Annotated in this window: 14 protein-coding genes; all 14 read left to right on the forward strand. The window is 70.8% G+C overall.

Annotated features, from left to right (window positions below):
• Positions 1–216: 216 nt before the first annotated feature.
• The 14 genes from RLT59_RS20205 (at position 217) to kynU (ending at position 17,525) form a co-directional block, all read left to right on the forward strand.
• Positions 217–1,218: a LacI family DNA-binding transcriptional regulator gene (locus tag RLT59_RS20205; RefSeq protein ID WP_311304680.1), complete on the forward strand. Its 1,002-nt coding sequence runs from the start codon at positions 217–219 to the stop codon at positions 1,216–1,218.
• Between the two features lie 109 nt (positions 1,219–1,327).
• Positions 1,328–2,668, forward strand: coding sequence for an ABC transporter substrate-binding protein (locus tag RLT59_RS20210; protein ID WP_311304681.1), 1,341 nt, complete (start codon positions 1,328–1,330; stop codon positions 2,666–2,668).
• A 7-nt stretch (positions 2,669–2,675) separates the two neighbouring features.
• Positions 2,676–3,626, forward strand: a complete 951-nt coding sequence (locus tag RLT59_RS20215; RefSeq protein WP_311304682.1) for a carbohydrate ABC transporter permease — start codon at positions 2,676–2,678, stop codon at positions 3,624–3,626.
• The gene (locus tag RLT59_RS20220; RefSeq protein WP_311304683.1) at positions 3,623–4,501 is read left to right on the forward strand and encodes a carbohydrate ABC transporter permease; all 879 of its coding nucleotides are present in this window, start codon (positions 3,623–3,625) and stop codon (positions 4,499–4,501) included. Before RLT59_RS20215 ends, RLT59_RS20220 begins: the two co-directional genes overlap by 4 nt.
• 77 nt (positions 4,502–4,578) lie before the next feature.
• Positions 4,579–6,870 carry a hypothetical protein gene (locus RLT59_RS20225; protein ID WP_311304684.1) on the forward strand — a complete coding sequence of 764 codons (2,292 nt, stop codon included), beginning with the start codon at positions 4,579–4,581 and terminating at the stop codon, positions 6,868–6,870.
• A gap of 12 nt (positions 6,871–6,882) precedes the next feature.
• Positions 6,883–9,144 carry an FAD-dependent oxidoreductase gene (locus RLT59_RS20230; protein WP_311304685.1) on the forward strand — a complete coding sequence of 754 codons (2,262 nt, stop codon included), beginning with the start codon at positions 6,883–6,885 and terminating at the stop codon, positions 9,142–9,144.
• 4 nt (positions 9,145–9,148) lie between these two features.
• On the forward strand, positions 9,149–10,006 hold the full coding sequence (locus tag RLT59_RS20235) for an NAD-dependent epimerase/dehydratase family protein (RefSeq protein ID WP_311304686.1): 858 nt from the start codon (positions 9,149–9,151) through the stop codon (positions 10,004–10,006).
• An 84-nt stretch (positions 10,007–10,090) separates the two neighbouring features.
• Positions 10,091–10,630, forward strand: coding sequence for an orotate phosphoribosyltransferase (gene pyrE, locus RLT59_RS20240; RefSeq protein ID WP_311304687.1), 540 nt, complete (start codon positions 10,091–10,093; stop codon positions 10,628–10,630).
• 201 nt (positions 10,631–10,831) lie between these two features.
• Positions 10,832–11,863 (forward strand): class II fructose-bisphosphate aldolase, encoded by a 1,032-nt coding sequence (gene fbaA / locus RLT59_RS20245; RefSeq protein ID WP_311304688.1) that lies wholly within the window; start codon positions 10,832–10,834, stop codon positions 11,861–11,863.
• A gap of 96 nt (positions 11,864–11,959) precedes the next feature.
• On the forward strand, positions 11,960–13,126 hold the full coding sequence (locus RLT59_RS20250) for a MalY/PatB family protein (protein ID WP_311304689.1): 1,167 nt from the start codon (positions 11,960–11,962) through the stop codon (positions 13,124–13,126).
• A 182-nt stretch (positions 13,127–13,308) separates the two neighbouring features.
• Positions 13,309–14,832: an MFS transporter gene (locus RLT59_RS20255; protein WP_311304690.1), complete on the forward strand. Its 1,524-nt coding sequence runs from the start codon at positions 13,309–13,311 to the stop codon at positions 14,830–14,832.
• A 75-nt stretch (positions 14,833–14,907) separates the two neighbouring features.
• Positions 14,908–15,321: a DUF3151 domain-containing protein gene (locus RLT59_RS20260; RefSeq protein ID WP_311304691.1), complete on the forward strand. Its 414-nt coding sequence runs from the start codon at positions 14,908–14,910 to the stop codon at positions 15,319–15,321.
• Positions 15,322–15,478: 157 nt separating this feature from the next.
• Positions 15,479–16,327: a tryptophan 2,3-dioxygenase family protein gene (locus tag RLT59_RS20265; RefSeq protein WP_311304692.1), complete on the forward strand. Its 849-nt coding sequence runs from the start codon at positions 15,479–15,481 to the stop codon at positions 16,325–16,327.
• Positions 16,320–17,525, forward strand: coding sequence for a kynureninase (kynU, locus tag RLT59_RS20270; RefSeq protein ID WP_311304693.1), 1,206 nt, complete (start codon positions 16,320–16,322; stop codon positions 17,523–17,525). Before RLT59_RS20265 ends, kynU begins: the two co-directional genes overlap by 8 nt.
• The last annotated feature ends 106 nt before the right edge of the window (positions 17,526–17,631 follow it).

Consider the following 17,631-nt stretch of genomic DNA (forward strand, 5'->3'; position numbering starts at 1 on the left):
AAACGTTCCCGCAATTTCAGTGCTGTTCGTGAGAGCACATCATCAACAGCAGTCGAAGTGCAGCGCAAGACCCTGTATCCAGCAGGTTTTTCTCGACGTAACAGTCACGACACGTGTCTTGACAGGCGATGGGAACGTTCGCAAGCATCAGCCGCATCCGCAGGTTCGGGTGGCAAGACCGGTGTCCCCGGCCGCAGACGATGAGGAGGCCCGCCCGTGGCAGTCACGATCCGGGAGGTGGCGAGCGCCGCGGGTGTTTCGGTGTCGACGGTGTCCCGTGCGTTCACCGCACCCGACCAGGTGCAGCCGGCGACCCGGCAGCGCATCCTGGACGCCGCGGCCGGGCTGGGATACTCCGCCAACCCGGCGGCCCGTTCACTGCGCGGCGGCGGCACCGGAACGCTCGGCCTGATCGTCCCGGACATCGCCAACCCGTTCTTCCCGCCGATCATCAAGGCGATGCAGGCCCGCGCCCGGCGCCTGGGCTACACCGTCCTGGTCGCCGACAGCGACGAGCGCGAGGCGGACGAGCTGGCAGCCATCGCCGCCGTGTCGAAGCGGGTCGACGGCCTGATCCTCTGGGCCTCCACCCTCACCGAGGGCCGGCTCCACGAACTCGCGGGGCAGATGCCGCTGGTGGTGGTGAACCGGCGCGTGCCGGGCATCCCCGAGGTCCGGATCTCGCTTTCGGCCGGCATCGCGCAGGCCGCGGAGCAGTTGAAGGCGTACGGGCATCGGCGCTGCGTCTTCATCAACGCGTCCCGCGTCGAGCTGAGCCGGGGCAAGTCCATCCAGGAGTCCTTCGAGGCGCTCGACCTCTCCCTGACGGAACTCGGCCCGTACGAGCCGCGGTTCGAGACGGGGGTGCACGCCGCCACCCTGGTCGCCGCCCATGACGCGACGGCGGTGATCGCCCACAACGACCTGGTCGCCCTCGGGGTGCTGCACCAGATGGCCAACCTCGGCGTCGGCGTGCCGCGCGACGTCAGCGTCATCGGCATCGACGACACGCTGCTCGCCTCCGTCTCCACTCCCAGCCTCACCACGATCAGGATCGACCCCGAGGAGATCGCCACGCGTGCGGGCGACCTCCTGATCGAGACGATCGCGAGCACCCGAGGCCGTACCGGACAGGTCGCCGGAGCCGATACGCCCTTCGTGGAGATCGGCTCCCGCCTGATCCCGCGCGCCTCGACGGGACGCGCCCCCGCCCGCTGATCCACGACGCACACCACCACAACGAACAAGGCACCTCACCGAGCCCCACCCTGCCCTTCTTGGAGACGTTATGCCCGGAAAAACCCGTTGTGCGGCCATAGTTGGCTGCATGACGCTGACCGCGACCCTCGCGGGCTGTTCCTCCCTCACTCCCAGCAGCGCGGCCGGGGACGGCGATCTCGTGCTGCGGGTACAGGGCATGCCGCCGGCCACCGACAAGCCGGGGATCGCCCTTTTCAAGAGACAGGTGGCCGACTTCGAGAAGGCCAACCCGGGTGTCAGGGTCAAGGGCTCGACCACGGTGTTCGACCCGCTGACGTTCTCCGCGAAGCTGTCCGGCGGCAATGTCGAGGACGTCATCAGGGTGCCGCTGACCGAACCGCAGCGGCTCATCCAGCAGAAGCAGGTGCAGCCGATCACCGGGCAGCTCAAGGAGTGGCAGCACTTCAAGGAGTTCAACCCGCAGGTCCTCCGGCCGCTGACCGACAGCGCCGGCGACGTGTACGGGGTGCCGCAGAATCCGTACGCCCAGGGCCTGGTCTACAACCGGGAGCTGTTCGAGAGGGCCGGGCTCGACCCCGACAAGCCGCCGGCCACCTGGGCGCAGGTGCGGGCCGCCGCCAAGCGGATCAGCGACCGGACCGGGAAGGCCGGCTTCGTCCACGAGTCCAAGGACAACCAGGGCGGCTGGCAGCTGACGATGCTCTCGTACGCCTTCGGCGGCGAACTGGAGAAGGAGCAGGGCGGCACGTACACCGCCACGCTCGCCGGCGAGCCGACGAAGAAGGCACTGCGGCTGCTCAAGGACATGCGCTGGAAGGACGACTCGCTCGGCAAGACCCTGCTCAACGACCAGAACGACGTGATCAAGCAGTTCGCGGCCGGCCAGGTCGGCATGTTCATGGGCAGCCCCGGGACGTACCGGCTGGCGAAGATGCAGTTCGGCATGGAGAACCCCGACGCCTTCGGAGCGGCCCCGATGCCGCAGTCCGGCGGCGACGCGACCCTCACCGGCGGCGACATCTACCTGGTTCCGAAGTCCGTCGACAAGAAGCACGCGGCGGCCGCCGTCAAGTGGCTGACCTTCGCCTACGCCGAGCCGCAGTACAGCACCGAGACCGCCGCCCAGCAGGCCAAGACGCTCTCCACCGACCCGAAATCCGCGGTGGGCGTGCCAACGCTGCCGGTCTTCGACGAGACGCGGCAGAAGGAGATCGACGCCGCGATCAAGCCGTACGTCAATGTGAAGCTGCGGAACTTCAAGCCGTACATCGACGGTCTCTCCGCCCTGGAGCTGAAGCCGGAGCCGCTGTACCAGGCCCAGAAGCTCTACACCGCGCTCGACCCCGTGGTGCAGGCGGTGCTCACCAAGCGCGACGCCGACATTGACGCCCTGCTGGCCTCGGCCGACAAGGACGTCAATGCCAAGCTCGCCGCGGACCAGAAGTAGCCGGCCCATGGCCCTGCTCACTCCGCCCCGGCGCCCGGCCGATGTGTCCAAGGAGCACGCGCCGCGAGTCCTTCAGCCGTCGCGGCGTGGCACCGGCGTCCGCAGACAGCTCACGGCCTGGCTGTTCCTCGTCCCCACGCTGCTGGTCTTCGGGCTCTTCGCCTGGTGGCCGATCGTGCGCGGCCTGCTGATCAGCTTCCAGAAGACCAACCTGGTCGAGCCCGCGGTCTGGGTCGGCCTGGACAACTTCCGCTCTCTCTTCGACGATCCGCTGCTCGGCACGGCCGTCGGCAACACCCTGATCTTCGTGGGGCTCGGCCTGCTGATCGGCTTCCCCGCGCCGCTGATCCTGGCCGCCGTCATGTCGACCGTGCGGCGCGGCGCGGGCGTCTACCGCTTCCTGGTGTACCTGCCCGTGGTGATCCCGCCGGTCGTGGCGATCCTGCTCTGGAAATGGTTCTACGATCCCGGCAGCGGGCTCTTCAACAACGTCCTCGGCAAGGTCGGGCTCGGCCCGTACTCCTGGCTGGAGTCCTCCGACAGCGCCATGCTCTCGCTGATCCTGGAGTCCACCTGGGCGGGCATGGGCGGTGCCGTGCTGATCTACCTCGCGGCGATGGTCGGCATCCCCGGCGAACTCTACGAGGCCACCGAGGTGGACGGCGCCGGGATCTGGCGGCGGATCTGGCATGTGATGCTGCCGCAACTGCGCTCGGTCATCGGCCTGTTGCTGCTCGTCCAGCTGATCAACACGGTCCAGGTCTTCACCGAGCCGTACATCTTCACCGGCGGCGGCCCCGAGAACTCCACCCTCACGGTCCTGCTGCTGATCTTCCGGTACGCCTTCCAGGACGGCGAGTACGGGCAGGCCGCCGCGCTCTCCTTCCTGATGGTGTCCGCCCTCGCCCTGCTCTCCGCGGTCTATCTGCGGGCCACCCGCAGCTGGAGCACGTCATGACCACACCCGTCACCTTCGTCTCCGCCCATGACCGTCAGCGTCCCGGCGTACGTGCCGCGGTGCGTTCCATCCAGGTGTTCACCCTGATCCTGCTGCTGCTCATCGGCATCGGACCGCTCTACTGGATGATCAAGGGCGCGGTCTCGCCGCCCACCGAGCTCACCACGCAGCCCCTGGCGCTCTGGCCGGACCGGCCGGCCCTGGGCAACTTCGCCACGGCGTACACCGATCTGGGTGTCGGCCGCTACCTGATGAACACCTTCCTGGTGGTCGGCGGGTCGTGGTTCGTCCAGCTCTTCGTCTCGGCCACGGCGGGCTTCGCCCTGTCGGTGCTCAGGCCGAAGTTCGGCAAGGTCGTCTACGGGGCGATCCTCGCCACGATGTTCGTGCCGTACACGGTGAACATGGTCAGCCTCTTCATGACGGTGATCGACGTCCCCTTTTTGCACCTCAACCTGGGCGACACCTACTGGGCGATCTGGCTGCCCGCCGGCACCAACGCCTTCACGGTGCTGCTCGCCAAGCAGTTCTTCGACGCCCTGCCGAAGGAGCTGTTCGACGCGGCCCGGGTGGACGGGGCGAGCACCCGGCAACTGCTCACGAAGATCGTGCTGCCCATGAGCAAGCCGGTGCTCGCCGTGATCAGTCTGCTCGCGGTGATGCACTCGTGGAAGGACTTCATCTGGCCGCTGGTGGCCATCACCGACCCCGAGAAGCAGCCGATCAGCGTCGCCCTCGCCCAGCTCGCCACACAGGCGCCGCAGGACCAGCTGATCGCCGCGATGGTGCTCGCCGTCGCCCCGCCGGTGCTCGTCTTCGTCGTCTGCCAGAAGTACATCGTCGCCGGGCTCGGCTTCACCGGGGTCAAGGGCTGAGCCCCACCGCTCCCCTGCGGACTCCATCGAATATTCGAGGCACTTCACCACACCCAGGACAAGAGAAGGGCACCTCCATGTCAGTCGCCCGCCGCAGATTCATCGAGGGCACGGCCGTCGTCACCGGCGCCGCGCTGCTGCCGGCCGTTCCCGCGCACGCCGCCGACCCGGTCACCATCGACGCCGAAGGCATCACCCTGATCGGCCGGAGCGACGGCAGCGTCCTCCTTCAGGACGGTGCGGGCGCCGACCGCATCCTGCTCAGCCACTTCATGATCAAGGACACCGCGCTCGGCCAGCAGCGCACCTTCGGCGGTACGCCAGCCCGGATCACCCTCCCCGACGGGCGGCCCGCGATCCAGGTCACGTACACGATGGCGAGCGGCGCCTCCGCAGTCACGGTGCGCGGCATCTTCGACGTCACCCCGCACCGGGCCCACCTGAAGTGGGAGGTGAGCGGCTCCGGCACGCTCGCACCGGCCGGCTTCATGTTCTCCCGCACGGTGTACGGCGCGAGCGCTGCGGAGTCGTACGAGCCGCTGACCGTCTGGGAACGGGACGCCCGGGGCGGCATTCCGTACGAGGTGAACGCGGGCGGCGCGTACGTGGAGACATGGGCCGGGACGAAGGGCTTCCTCTGCCTCTCGTCCACCACCCCCGCGAACACCGACGCCACCTGGGTCCACGCTCCCGGCACCTCGACCGGGGCGAGCACCGCGGTCACCGAGGCCGATGTGGTCCTCGGCGATCTGCGGCCGCGCGGGGCGGGAGCGCTCGCCGCCGGGAGGCCCCTCGGCGTGGAGGTGTGGACCGACCAGCCGTTCAACCTCTACAAGGCGGCCGGGCAGACGATGACGCTCAAGGCGCAGGTCGTCAACGGCTCCGCCGCCACCAGGACGGTGCGGCTCACCTGGTGGGCGCGGGACTTCGGCGGCGAGAGGATCGCCGGCGGCACGCTCTCCAGGAGCCTCGCGGCGGGCGCCGCCTGGAACGCCTCCTTCCCGCTCACCTCGCCGTCGCAGAACATCGTGTTCACCGAGGTGGAGGTGGTAAGCGGCAGCGACAAGGCGCTGGCCCGCACGAATCTGAGCGTGCTCCCGGAGTTCACGTACAAGGCGGGCAAGGAGTCGATGTTCGGCCTCGCCAACTACCCCTGGCTGCTCCGGCCCGGCAAAGAGGCCGTACTCGGGCTGGTCAGGACACTCGGCATCAAATGGATCCGCATCGCCTACGCGGGCGCTCCCGGCATCGACACCGCGACCCTGGACGCGAACGGCATCGGGCACAACGTGGAGCTGAGCGGCATTCCCGTCGGCGGCAGTCCGGAGCAGATCGCGGCCTGGGCCGACACGAACGTCGCCAAGGCCCTTAACGCTGAGGCCGCGTACTTCGAGGTGAGCAACGAGGTCAACCAGCCCTGGATGTCGGGCCGCGGCGCCGACGCCTACGTGCGGGACGGTCTGCGCCAGGTCACCACGCGCCTGGACGCGGCGGGCTCGCGGATGAAGGTCATGAACGCCGGCCTCGGCGGCATGGACTACGTGTGGACCGAGAACTTCCGTGCCGCGGGCGGCTGGGACCTCATCGACGCCTTCGCCTTCCACCCCGGACGCGGCAACTTCACGCCCGACTTCGCGCCGCCGCCCGAGGAGTGGACCCAGGGGCCGTCCGGCTCGTACTGGAACTTCCTCGGCGCACTGCGCAAGGCGAACCAGGTCCTGGCGGAGTACGGCGGCGACAAGGAGCTGTGGCTCACCGAGGCGTACGCCCCGACCCGGCCCAACGCGTGGTGGAGCGACACCTACCGGCACGCCGCGGAGAACACGCTGCTCACGCTCGCCCTCGCCAAGTCCGAGAACGTGCGCGCCGTCAACTGGTACCAGCTCCACGACTCGGTCCTCTACCACCCCCAGGAGGCCGACCCGGCGAACCCCGAGTACCACTACGGCCTGATGAACCGCGACACCAGCGCCAAGCCCTCGCTTCTGGCCTTCGCGACCGCCGCCCGGGTCCTGGACGAGGCCGCGTTCGTGCGGCACCTCGCCTTCCCGGACCAGGACATCAAGGGGCTCCTCTTCACCACTCCCGCCGGACCGGTGTCGATCATCTGGAGCCGCAAGGACGGCTACCTCCTCAACTCCGAGCACGGCGAGGACTCCTGGTACGCGTCGCCCGAACCCTGGGTCGACACCTGGACGACCAGGACCGCGGTCGTCGCCCACGCGGGGACGGCCGAGGGCACGGTGCGGGAGCTCAACTGCATCGGCCAGGAACGCACGCTGAAGGCCTCCGGCGGCAAGATCACCCTCACCCTCGACGGTGCCCCGCGCGTCTACTACGGCCTCGCCGCCAATCCCGACTGGAAGTAAGTGGAGTACGACATGAGGAACGAAACCGCACGGCACGACATCACCGTCGTCGGCGGAGGCCTGGCCGGGGTCTGCGCGGCGATCGCCGCGGCCAGGCTCGGCCGGAGCGTCGCACTGATCAACAACCGGCCGGTGCTCGGCGGCAACGCGAGCAGCGAGGTCCGGGTCTGGGTGTGCGGCGCGACCGGCCACGGCAAGAACCACCATGCCCGTGAGGGCGGCATCATGGGCGAGCTGCTCGTGGAGAACCAGTTCCGCAACCCGGACGGGAACCCCTACTACTGGGACGCCGTGGTCCTGGACGCCGTGCGCGCCGAGCCCGGCATCACGCTCTACCTCAACACCGATGTGCGCGAGCTCGAGGCCGAGGGCCCGGACGAGGCCCGGCGGATCACGTCGGTCACCGGCTGGATGATGGGCTCGGAGCGGCGGATACGGTTCGAGAGCCCCCTCTTCCTCGACTGCACGGGGGACGGCCTGATCGGCCACCTGGCGGGCGCCCACCACCGCATCGGCCGGGAGTCGCGTGCCGAGTACCAGGAGCCCTGGGCGCCGGAGACGGCCGACGACATCACCCTGGGCTCGACGCTCCTCTTCTACACGAAGGACGCCGGTCACCCCGTCAAGTTCGTGCCGCCGGACTTCGCCAAGGACATCTCCCGGACCTCCATCCCGCAGCGCCGCATCATCAAGGCGGGCGACAACGGCTGCGCGTACTGGTGGATCGAGTTCGGCGGCGAGCTCGACACCGTCCACGACAACGAACGCATTCGCGACGAGCTCTGGTCCGTCATCCACGGCATCTGGGACCAAATCAAGAACTCCGGCGAGTTCGACGCGGCGAACATGACCCTGGAGTGGGTGGGATCGGTCCCCGGGAAACGGGAGTACCGGCGCTTCCTCGGCGACTACGTCCTGCACCAGGGCGACATCCTCGGCCAGACCGAGTTCGCCGACCGGGTGGCCTTCGGCGGCTGGTCGATCGACCTGCACCCGTCGCAGGGGATGTTCGCGACCGAGGCCGCCGCCAAACAGCGCTACGCGGACGGCATTTACCACATTCCGTACCGCAGCCTCTACTCGGTGAACACCACGAACCTGCTCTTCGCCGGGCGCAACATCTCCGCCAGCCACGTCGCCTTCGGATCGACCCGCGTCATGGCGACCTGCGCCACGATCGGTCAGGCGGCCGGCACGGCCGCGGCACTCTGCGCCGCCGGGGACGTCACCCCGCGCGAACTCCCGGTACCCGAGCTGCACCGGGCGCTGCTGCGCCAGGACGCCTCGCTCATCGGCCTCGCCTCGACGGACCCGGAGGACCTGGCCCTGCGGGCGACGGTCACGGCCTCGTCCACCCTGAGCGCCCTGGCGGTCGAGGAGTCCGACGAGCGATGGCCGCTCGCGGCGGACGCCGGGATCGTCCTCCCCGCGGACCCGGGCCTCTCGGGGGTGGAGCTGCTGGTCGACGCCGACCGCGACACCGAGATCGTGATCGACCTGTACGACCCCGAACTCGGCCAGAACTACGTGCCGCGCCGACTCGTCACCTCCATCACCCTGCCCGTCACCGCCGGCGACCGGCAGTGGCTCAAGACAGGCCTGGACTGGTCTCCCGAGACCCCGCGCAACGCCTTCCTGGTCGTCCGCGCCAACGACGCCGTCACCCTGCACAGCTCCGACCGTCCGACCCCCGGCGTCCTGTGCTTCACGCGCGTCCCGCTGCGACCGGTGGACGAATCACCGCAGCCGCTGCGCGAGTGGACGGACGCGGGTCTGCTGCGCCGCACCTTCTGCCTCCGTACCGGAGAGACCGCGGCCTACACCCCCGCCAAGGCCACCGACGGCTACGCCCGCCCGTACGCGGGACCGCACATGTGGGTCTCCGCACCTCTGGCGGACGCCCCCGCCGCCTGGCTCGAACTGGCCTGGCCCGAGCCGGTCGCGCTGGGCCGGATCGAGGTGATCGCCGACGACGACGTCAACGAGGACCTGATCAACCTGCACCACCACCGCACGCCCTTCGACACCCTGCCCACCCTCCTGCGTGACTACCGCGTCGAGGCGCTGGATCGTGACGGGACCTGGCGCGTCGTCGGCCGCGCGGCGCAGAACCGGCGGCGCCGCGTGGCGCACACGCCGACGGAACCGGTCGTCACCTCGGCGATCCGGGTGGTCGTCGAAGCCACCAACGGGGCGGCGTCGGCGCACGTCGTGGCCGTGCGTGCCTACAAGCCGTCCGCGCCCACCAGCAGAAGCACCGACGCAGGGGAGTGACCGGATGGTCAGCAGGGCATTGGTCACCGGGGCCGCCGGGCGGATCGGGCGGGCGGTCCTCGCGCTGCTCGCCGAGCGCGGTATCGAGGCGAACGCCCTGGTCCTCGACGACCCCGGCGACCTCGCGGCACGCCTGGTCGTGGCGGGGGACGCCGCCGACGCACAGACCGTCCGGGCGGCGCTGGAGGGCGCCGACGCGGTCATCCACCTGGCGGCGATCCCGACTCCCGAGCGCAACACCGCGTTCGAGGTCTTCGCGGGCAACAGCCTCGCCACCTTCACCGTCCTGGAGGAGGCCGGCCTGGCCGGGGTCCGGCAGGTGGCGGTGGCGAGCTCCTGGGGAGTCACGGGCCTGCCCTGGACACACGTCGAGGAACCGCATCCGCCGTACGCGCCGGTCGACGAGTCGATGGCCTCCCAGGTGGCCGACCCCTACGGCCTCTCCAAACAGACCGACGAACTGACCGCGCGGATGATGGCGCGGCGGCACAAGATGAGCGTGGTCTGCCTGCGCTATCCGTACGTGGGCGGCTTCGAGGAACGGCTGCTCGCGCACGCCGCCCGCCTCACGGAGGACCCGGCCGCGGGAGCGAGGGACCTGTGGACGTACCTGGAGGTTCATGACGCGGCGCGGGCCGCGCTGCTGGCCCTGGACGTGCCCGGCCGTGCGGCGCACGCGGTCCACCTCTGCGCCCCCGAGATCATCGTGCCGTACCCGACGGAGGAACTGCTGCGCCGCTACCACCCGACCACCGTGCTGCGGCGCCCGCTGCCCGGCCGTACGGCCCCGGTCGACACCTCGGCCGCGCACAGGCTGCTGGGGTTCACGGCACGGAACCTCCTCGGTCATGGGGCCGCGTGAGGGCGCCCCGGGGCCGGTGCGGGCGGTGCGTACGGGCCGCTGCCGCGCGAACGGGTCGCCGCCGGGCGCCTTATCCTCGTAGCCATGACAGACGTACGCGCTGACCTGCTGCAGCAGATCAAGGACAAGGCCGTCGTTCACGGCAAGGTGACGCTCTCCTCCGGCCTGGAGGCCGACTGGTACATCGACCTGCGTCGCATCACGCTGGACGGCAAGGCTGCTCCGATGGTCGGTCAGGTCATGCTCGACGCGACCGCCGAGCTGGACTACGACTGCGTGGGCGGGCTGACGCTGGGGGCAGACCCGGTCGCCACCTCGATGCTGCACGCCTCCGCCGCTCGCGGTCAGGAGCTGGACGCGTTCGTCGTCCGCAAGGCGCAGAAGGCCCACGGGATGCAGCGCCGGATCGAGGGCGCCGAGGTCAAGGGCCGTCGCTGCCTGGTCGTCGAGGACACCTCGACGACGGGCGGCTCGCCGCTGACCGCCGTCGAGGCGGTGCGTGAGGCGGGCGGCGAGGTCGTCGCCGTCGCCGTGATCGTGGAGCGGGGCGCGGCTCCGGCCATCGCCGAGGCCGGTCTCCCGTATGTCCACGTGTACTCGGTCGCGGACCTCGGCCTGTCCTGACCTGCGATTTTCTTCAAGGGCGGCCGGTTTCACGTGAAACCGGCCGCCCTTGTCGCAGGTCCGCAGCCGGTGGCCCCGAACGCTGGGGGAGTGCGCCGGGTGGAGCCGAAGCCAGAGTCTGGGAAGATGGGGGCGACGATGACGTCGCCCCCAGGTCAGGGAACCAGCAACGCACACCCGCACATCCCAAGGAGCGGACAGATGCCCATCGCAACCCCCGAGGTCTACGCCGAGATGCTCGACCGGGCGAAGGCAGGCAAGTTCGCCTACCCGGCCATCAACGTGACCTCGACCCAGACCCTGCACGCTGCGCTGCGCGGTTTCGCGGAGGCCGAGAGCGACGGCATCATCCAGATGTCCACCGGTGGGGCGGAGTTCCTGGGCGGCCAGTACAACAAGGACATGGTCACGGGCGCCGTCGCCCTGGCCGAGTTCGCGCACATCGTCGCCGCCAAGTACGACATCACGGTCGCGCTGCACACCGACCACTGCCCCAAGGACAAGCTGGACACGTACGTCCGTCCGCTGATCGAGGTCTCCGCGGAGCGCGTCGCCAAGGGTCTGAACCCGCTGTTCCAGTCTCACATGTGGGACGGTTCGGCCGAGACGCTGGCCGACAACCTCGCCATCGGCCAGGAGCTGCTGGCCAAGGCCGCCGCCGCCAAGATCATCCTTGAGGTCGAGATCACCCCGACCGGCGGTGAGGAGGACGGCGTCACGCACGAGATCAACGACGAGCTGTACACGACCGTCGACGACGCGCTGCGTACCGCCGAGGCGCTCGGTCTGGGCGAGAAGGGCCGCTACCTGCTGGCCGCGTCCTTCGGCAACGTGCACGGTGTCTACAAGCCGGGCAACGTCGTGCTCCGCCCCGAGCTCCTGAAGGACCTCCAGGTGGGTGTCGCCGACAAGTACGGCAAGCCGGCCGGCAGCCAGCCGTTCGACTTCGTCTTCCACGGCGGCTCCGGCTCCACCGCCGAGGAGATCGCCACCGCGCTGGAGAACGGCGTCGTGAAGATGAACCTCGACACCGACACCCAGTACGCCTTCACCCGCCCGGTCGCGGACCACATGTTCCGCAACTACGACGGCGTGCTGAAGGTCGACGGCGAGGTCGGCAACAAGAAGACCTACGACCCGCGCACCTGGGGCAAGGCCGCCGAGGCGGGCATGGCCAAGCGCGTCACGGAGGCCTGCGCCAACCTGCGGTCCACCGGCACCAAGCTGAAGTAGTCCCGGACAGCTGTGTGCGTGGGCCCGGCATCCCTTGGGGTGCCGGGCCCACGGCATGTCCGCACCCGGCAGGAACGACGATCCGAGGTAACGGCTGTGAGCACTCCCTACGACTTCGACACCGTCATCGACCGCCGCGGCACCTGGTGTGTCCAGTGGGACGGGGTGGCGGACCGGTTCGGGGTGGACGGGCTGCTGCCGTTCACCATCTCGGACATGGACTTCGCGACGGCCCCCGAGGTGCTGGCCGCCCTGCGGACCCGCCTCGACCACGGCGTGTTCGGATACACCGACTGGGACCATGAGGACTTCAGGTCTGCGATCGCCCACTGGTACGAGACCCGGTACGGCACCAAGATCGACACCGGTCGGCTGGTCTACGCGCCGTCCGTGCTCAGCCAGCTGTCGCAGCTGCTCCAGATGTGGACGGCGGAGGGAGAGGGCGTCGTCGTCCACACCCCCACGTACGACGGGTTCCGCAAGGCGATCACCGGGCTCGGCCGGGAGCTGCGCGGGGTGCCGCTGGGGGACCCGGACGCGCTGGAGCGGGAGCTGGCCCGAGCGGACAGCAAGGTGCTGCTGCTCTGCTCGCCGCACAACCCCAGCGGGCGGGTGTGGACGGAGTCCGAGCTCGCGGAGATGGCCTCGCTCGCCGCCCGGCACGGGGTCGCGGTGATCAGCGACGAGATCCACGCGGACTTCGTGCACGGCGGGCGGCGGCACGTGCCGTGGACACGGGTGACGGGTGACGGGCGCTGGGCCCTCATCACGTCCGCGTCGAAGTCGTTCAACTTCCCGGCGCTGTCGGGCTCCTACGGGCTCATAGGCAGGCCGGACGACCGGACGGAGTTCCTGCGCCGGATGGAGACCGCGGAGGGGCTCGCCTCGCCCGCGGTGCTCTCGCTGACCGCGCACATCGCCGCGTACCGGGAGGGCGGGGACTGGCTGGACGCGGTCCGCGCGTACGTCACCGGGAACCTGGCGTTCGTCGCGGAACGCCTGAACGCGGCCTTCCCCGAGCTGGAGTGGGAGCCGCCGCAGGCCGGCTACCTGGCCTGGATCGACCTGCGGAAGGCGGGCGTCGAGGACGAGGCGGAGCTCCAGCGGGTGCTGATCGAGCGGGAGCGGGTCGCGGTGATGCCGGGGAGCGTGTACGGGGCGGAGGGCTTCGTGCGGCTGAACGTGGGGTGTGCGCGGAGCAAGGTGGAGGCGGGGGCGGAGGCGTTGATTCGGGGGGTGGAGACGGTGCGGGGCGCCGCGTAGCGGCGGGGGCGCGGGTGGCGCGGGGCGTTTCGGGGGCGCTGCCCCGGGCCCCCGCTCCTCAATCGCCGGAGGGGCTTGGGTTGGCCGGCCGGAGTTGATTCGGTGGGCTGAGTGGCTTGAGCGGTGGGGTGATTCGGGGCTGCCCGGTGGCCTCTTGGGGCAGTGGCGTCGATGCTGGGGGCATGGAGAAGTCAGAGGCGGACGGGCCCGGGATCCGGGTAGTTTCCGCCGCCGGGCGGTGGGTCGTTCTCACGACCGTGCTCGGGTCGAGCATGGCCATGTTGGACTCCACCGTCATCAATGTCGCCCTGCCCCGGATCGGTGAGGACCTCGGCACCGACCTGGCCGCGCTCCAGTGGACCGTCAACGCGTACATGCTGACGCTCGCCGGGCTGATCCTGCTCGGCGGGGCGCTCGGGGACCGATACGGGCGGCGGCGGGTCTTCGTCGTCGGGGTCGTGTGGTTCGCGCTCGCCTCGCTGCTCTGCGGCATCGCGCCCAACGCCTTCGTGCTCATCGCCGCCCGCGCCCTCCAGGGCGTCGGCGGGGCGCTCCTCACCCCCGGCTCGCTGGCCTTGATCCAGGCGAGCTTCCACCCGGACGACCGGGCCCGCGCGGTCGGGCTCTGGTCCGGGTTCGGCGGGGTCGGGGCCGCTGTCGGGCCGTTCGTGGGCGGCTGGCTCGTCGACGGGCCCGGCTGGCGGTGGGTGTTCCTGCTCAACCTGCCGCTCGCCGCCGTCTGCGTGCCCATCGCACTGCGCCACGTACCGGAGTCCCGCGACCCGTACGCCCGAGGGCGCTTCGACGTCCTCGGGGCCGCGCTCGGCGCGCTCTCCCTCGCGCTGGTGACGTACGCGCTGATCGAGGCGCCGGGGGCCGGCGCCTCCCCGGCGGTGATCGGGTCCGCGGTGGGCGGGGTGCTGCTCGGCGCCGTGTTCGTCCAGGTCGAGCGGCGGCGGGCGCACCCGATGCTGCCGCCTTCGGTGTTCGCGTCCCGGCAGTTCACCACCGTCAACATCGTCACCCTCTGCGTGTACGCGGCGCTCGGCGGCTACTTCTTCCTCTCCGCGATCCAGCTCCAGGTCGTCGCCGGGTACTCGGCGCTCGGCGCGGGCACCGCGCTGCTGCCGACGACCGTCCTGATGCTGCTCTTCTCCGCCAGATCGGGCGAGCTGGGACAGCGCATCGGCCCCCGCATCCCGCTCACCGCGGGCCCGCTGATCGCCGCCACCGGCATGCTGCTGATGCTGCGCGTGGGGCCGGGCTCCAACACCGTCTCCGGGTACCTGACCGACGTGCTGCCGGCCGTCGCCGTGCTCGGCGTCGGGCTGGTCACCGTGGTGGCCCCGCTCACCGCGACCGTCCTGGCCTCCGTGGACACCGGCCGGGCCGGTCTCGCCAGCGGGATCAACAACGCCGCGGCCCGTGCCGCCGGGCTGATCGCGGTGGCCGCGCTGCCGCTGCTCGCCGGGATGGGGCCGGAGGCCTACCGGGACGCCGGGGAGTTCGCCGCGACCTTCCGGCGCGCGATGCCGATGTGCGCCGGGCTGCTGGTGGTGGGCGCCGCGATCGCCTGGGCGACCGTCCGCACACCCCACGCGGCCGTACAGGACGCCGCGCGCCCCGAGTGCACGGTGAACTGCGGCGTCACCGCCCCGCCGCTGGAACCGGCCCCCGAAACGGCACACCGGACGGACGACAGCTGAGCGGCTGCCGGCCGCCGTACGCCCGGTGCCCGCCGTTTGTGCACCGGCGGCGCCGGTGCCAGGCACACTTGGACCATGTCGATCCACGAGAACCTGCTCGGGGGCCCCGCCCCGACCCACCTGCCCGACGAACCGGGACCGCGCGAACTGCTCGCCGCGGACGTCGCTCCCGCCGAGGTCGCCGCGGAGTACCCGACCTCCTCCCTGGCCTGGGCCCAGCTCGCCGACGAGGCGTTCGAGGGCGGCCGGGTCATCGAGTCGTACGCGTACGCCCGCACCGGCTACCACCGCGGCCTGGACGCCCTGCGCCGGGCCGGCTGGAAGGGCCACGGCCCCGTACCGTTCGAGCACGAGCCGAACCGCGGATTCCTGCGCGCCCTGCACGCCCTGGCGCGCGCCGCGCAGGCGATCGGTGAGCAGGAGGAGTACGAGCGCTGCTCGTCGTTCCTCCGGGACTCCTCCCCGACCGCCGCCGAGACCCTCGGCTAGCCCACTCCGTACCGCAGGCCCCGCAGCTCCGCGTCAGCGGCTGCGGGGCCTGCGCGTCTTCCGGGGTGGCGTTTAGTATGCGAACAGGGGACCGGAGCTCCACTTCCTCATGGAAGGGGCGGACCGCTACCCGGAAGCTCGTGTCGAGGAGACAGCGATGTCGACGATTCCCCCCGACCCCGAAGCCACCGGTGCGGCGACCCCGCACCTCGACTTCGCGGGCACGACTCCGTACGAGGACTATGTCCAGGCGGATGTCCTGACCCACCTCCAGCACCTCCGCTCGGACGATCCCGGCGAGATGGTCTTCCTGGTCACCACCCAGGTCATGGAGTTGTGGTTCACCGTCATCGTCCATGAGTGGGAGACCGCCGCGCACGCCCTGCGCGAGGACCGCCTGGACGTCGCGCAGGACGCGCTGAAGCGGTCCCTGCGCCAACTGGAGGCCCTCAACGCCTCCTGGACGCCGCTCGCCCAGCTCACCCCCGCCCAGTTCAACTCCTACCGCTCCTCGCTCGGCGAGGGTTCCGGTTTCCAGTCGGCGATGTACCGGCGGATGGAGTTCCTGCTCGGCGACAAGTCCGCGTCCATGCTGGTACCGCACCGGGGCGCGCCCCGCGTCCACGCGGAGCTGGAGAAGGCGCTCGCGGAGCCCGGCCTGTACGACGAGGCCCTCGCCCTGCTCGCCCGGCGCGGGTACGCGATCCCCGAGGCCGTGCTCGGCCGGGACCTGACCAAGAAGTACGAGCCGTCGCCCGAGGCCGAGGCCGTCTGGGCGGAGATCTACGCCAACCCCGACCAGAACGACGAGCTGGTCCGCCTCGGTGAGGTGCTCACCGATGTGGGCGAGCTGGTGTGGCGATGGCGCAACGACCATCTGCTCGCCACCCGGCGGGCCATGGGCTCCAAGACCGGCACCGGCGGTTCGGCCGGCGTCGCCTGGCTGGAGAAGCGCGCCACCAAGAACGTCTTCCCCGAACTCTGGACGGCCCGCAGCCATGTCTGACCTCCAGGAGCGCGCACGGGCGCTCGACACCGCCGACGAACTGGCACCGCTGCGCGAGCTGTTCACGCTCGACGACACCGTCTACCTGGACGGCAACTCTCTGGGCGCGCTGCCCCGCCACGTACCCGCCCGGATGCGGGAGGTCCTCACCCGCGAGTGGGGCGAGCTGCGCATCCGGTCCTGGGGCGAGAGCGGCTGGTGGACCGCGCCGGAGCGGATCGGTGACCGGATCGCGCCGATCGTCGGGGCCGCCGCCGGGCAGATCGTCGTCGGGGACTCCACCAGCGTCAACGTCTTCAAGGCCGTCGTCGCCGCGACCCGGCTGGCGCCGGAGGGCCGCGACGAGATCCTGGTCGACGCGAACACCTTCCCCACGGACGGGTACATCGCCGCATCCGCCGCCCGGATGACCGGCCACCGGATCGTCCCCGTGGCCCCCGCGGAGGTGCCGGACGCCCTCGGTCCGCGTACCTCGGCCGTCCTGCTCAACCACGTCGACTACCGCTCCGGCAGGCTCCACGACCTGCCCGCGCTCACCGCCGCCGTGCACGCGGCGGGCGCCGTCGCGGTCTGGGACCTGTGCCACAGCGCGGGCGCCCTGCCCGTGGACCTGGACCGGCACGGGGTGGACCTGGCGGTCGGCTGCACGTACAAGTACCTCAACGGCGGGCCCGGTTCGCCCGCCTACCTGTACGTCGCCGCCCGCCACCAGCCGGTGTTCGACTCGCCCCTGCCGGGGTGGACGTCGCACGCCGACCCGTTCGCGATGACCCCCGGCTACGAGGCGGCGGAAGGTGCCGCACGGGGCCGGGTCGGGACCCCCGACATCCTGTCGATGCTGGCCCTGGAGTCGTCCCTCGACGTGTGGGACGGGGTCGGGGTCGAGGCGGTACGGGCCAAGTCCCTGGCGCTGACGGACTTCTTCCTGGAGTGCGTCGCGGAGTACGTCCCCGCAGGACGCGTCACCTCGGTCACCCCGGCCGCCCACGCCGAACGCGGCAGCCAGGTCGCGCTGCGGTGCGAGGACGCCGAACCGGTGATGGCCGCGCTGATCGCACGCGGAGTCGTCGGGGATCTGCGCCGCCCCGATGTGCTGCGGTTCGGATTCACCCCGCTGTACGTGGGATTCGCGGACGCGGAACGCGCGGCGCGGCTCCTCGCGGACGTGTTGCACAGCTCGTCAGCTCCGGTGGCGTAGGCTCCCGGGTCAGTCCGGCGACCGGCTCGCCCCGGTCGCCGGACGGGCTGCGGGCCCGTCGCGGGGCGGGAACGCGAGCGCACCGGCCCCCTCGTCCTTCCCTCGC

Origin of the sequence: Streptomyces sp. ITFR-6, assembly GCF_031844725.1 — a bacterium.
GTDB lineage: Bacteria > Actinomycetota > Actinomycetes > Streptomycetales > Streptomycetaceae > Streptomyces.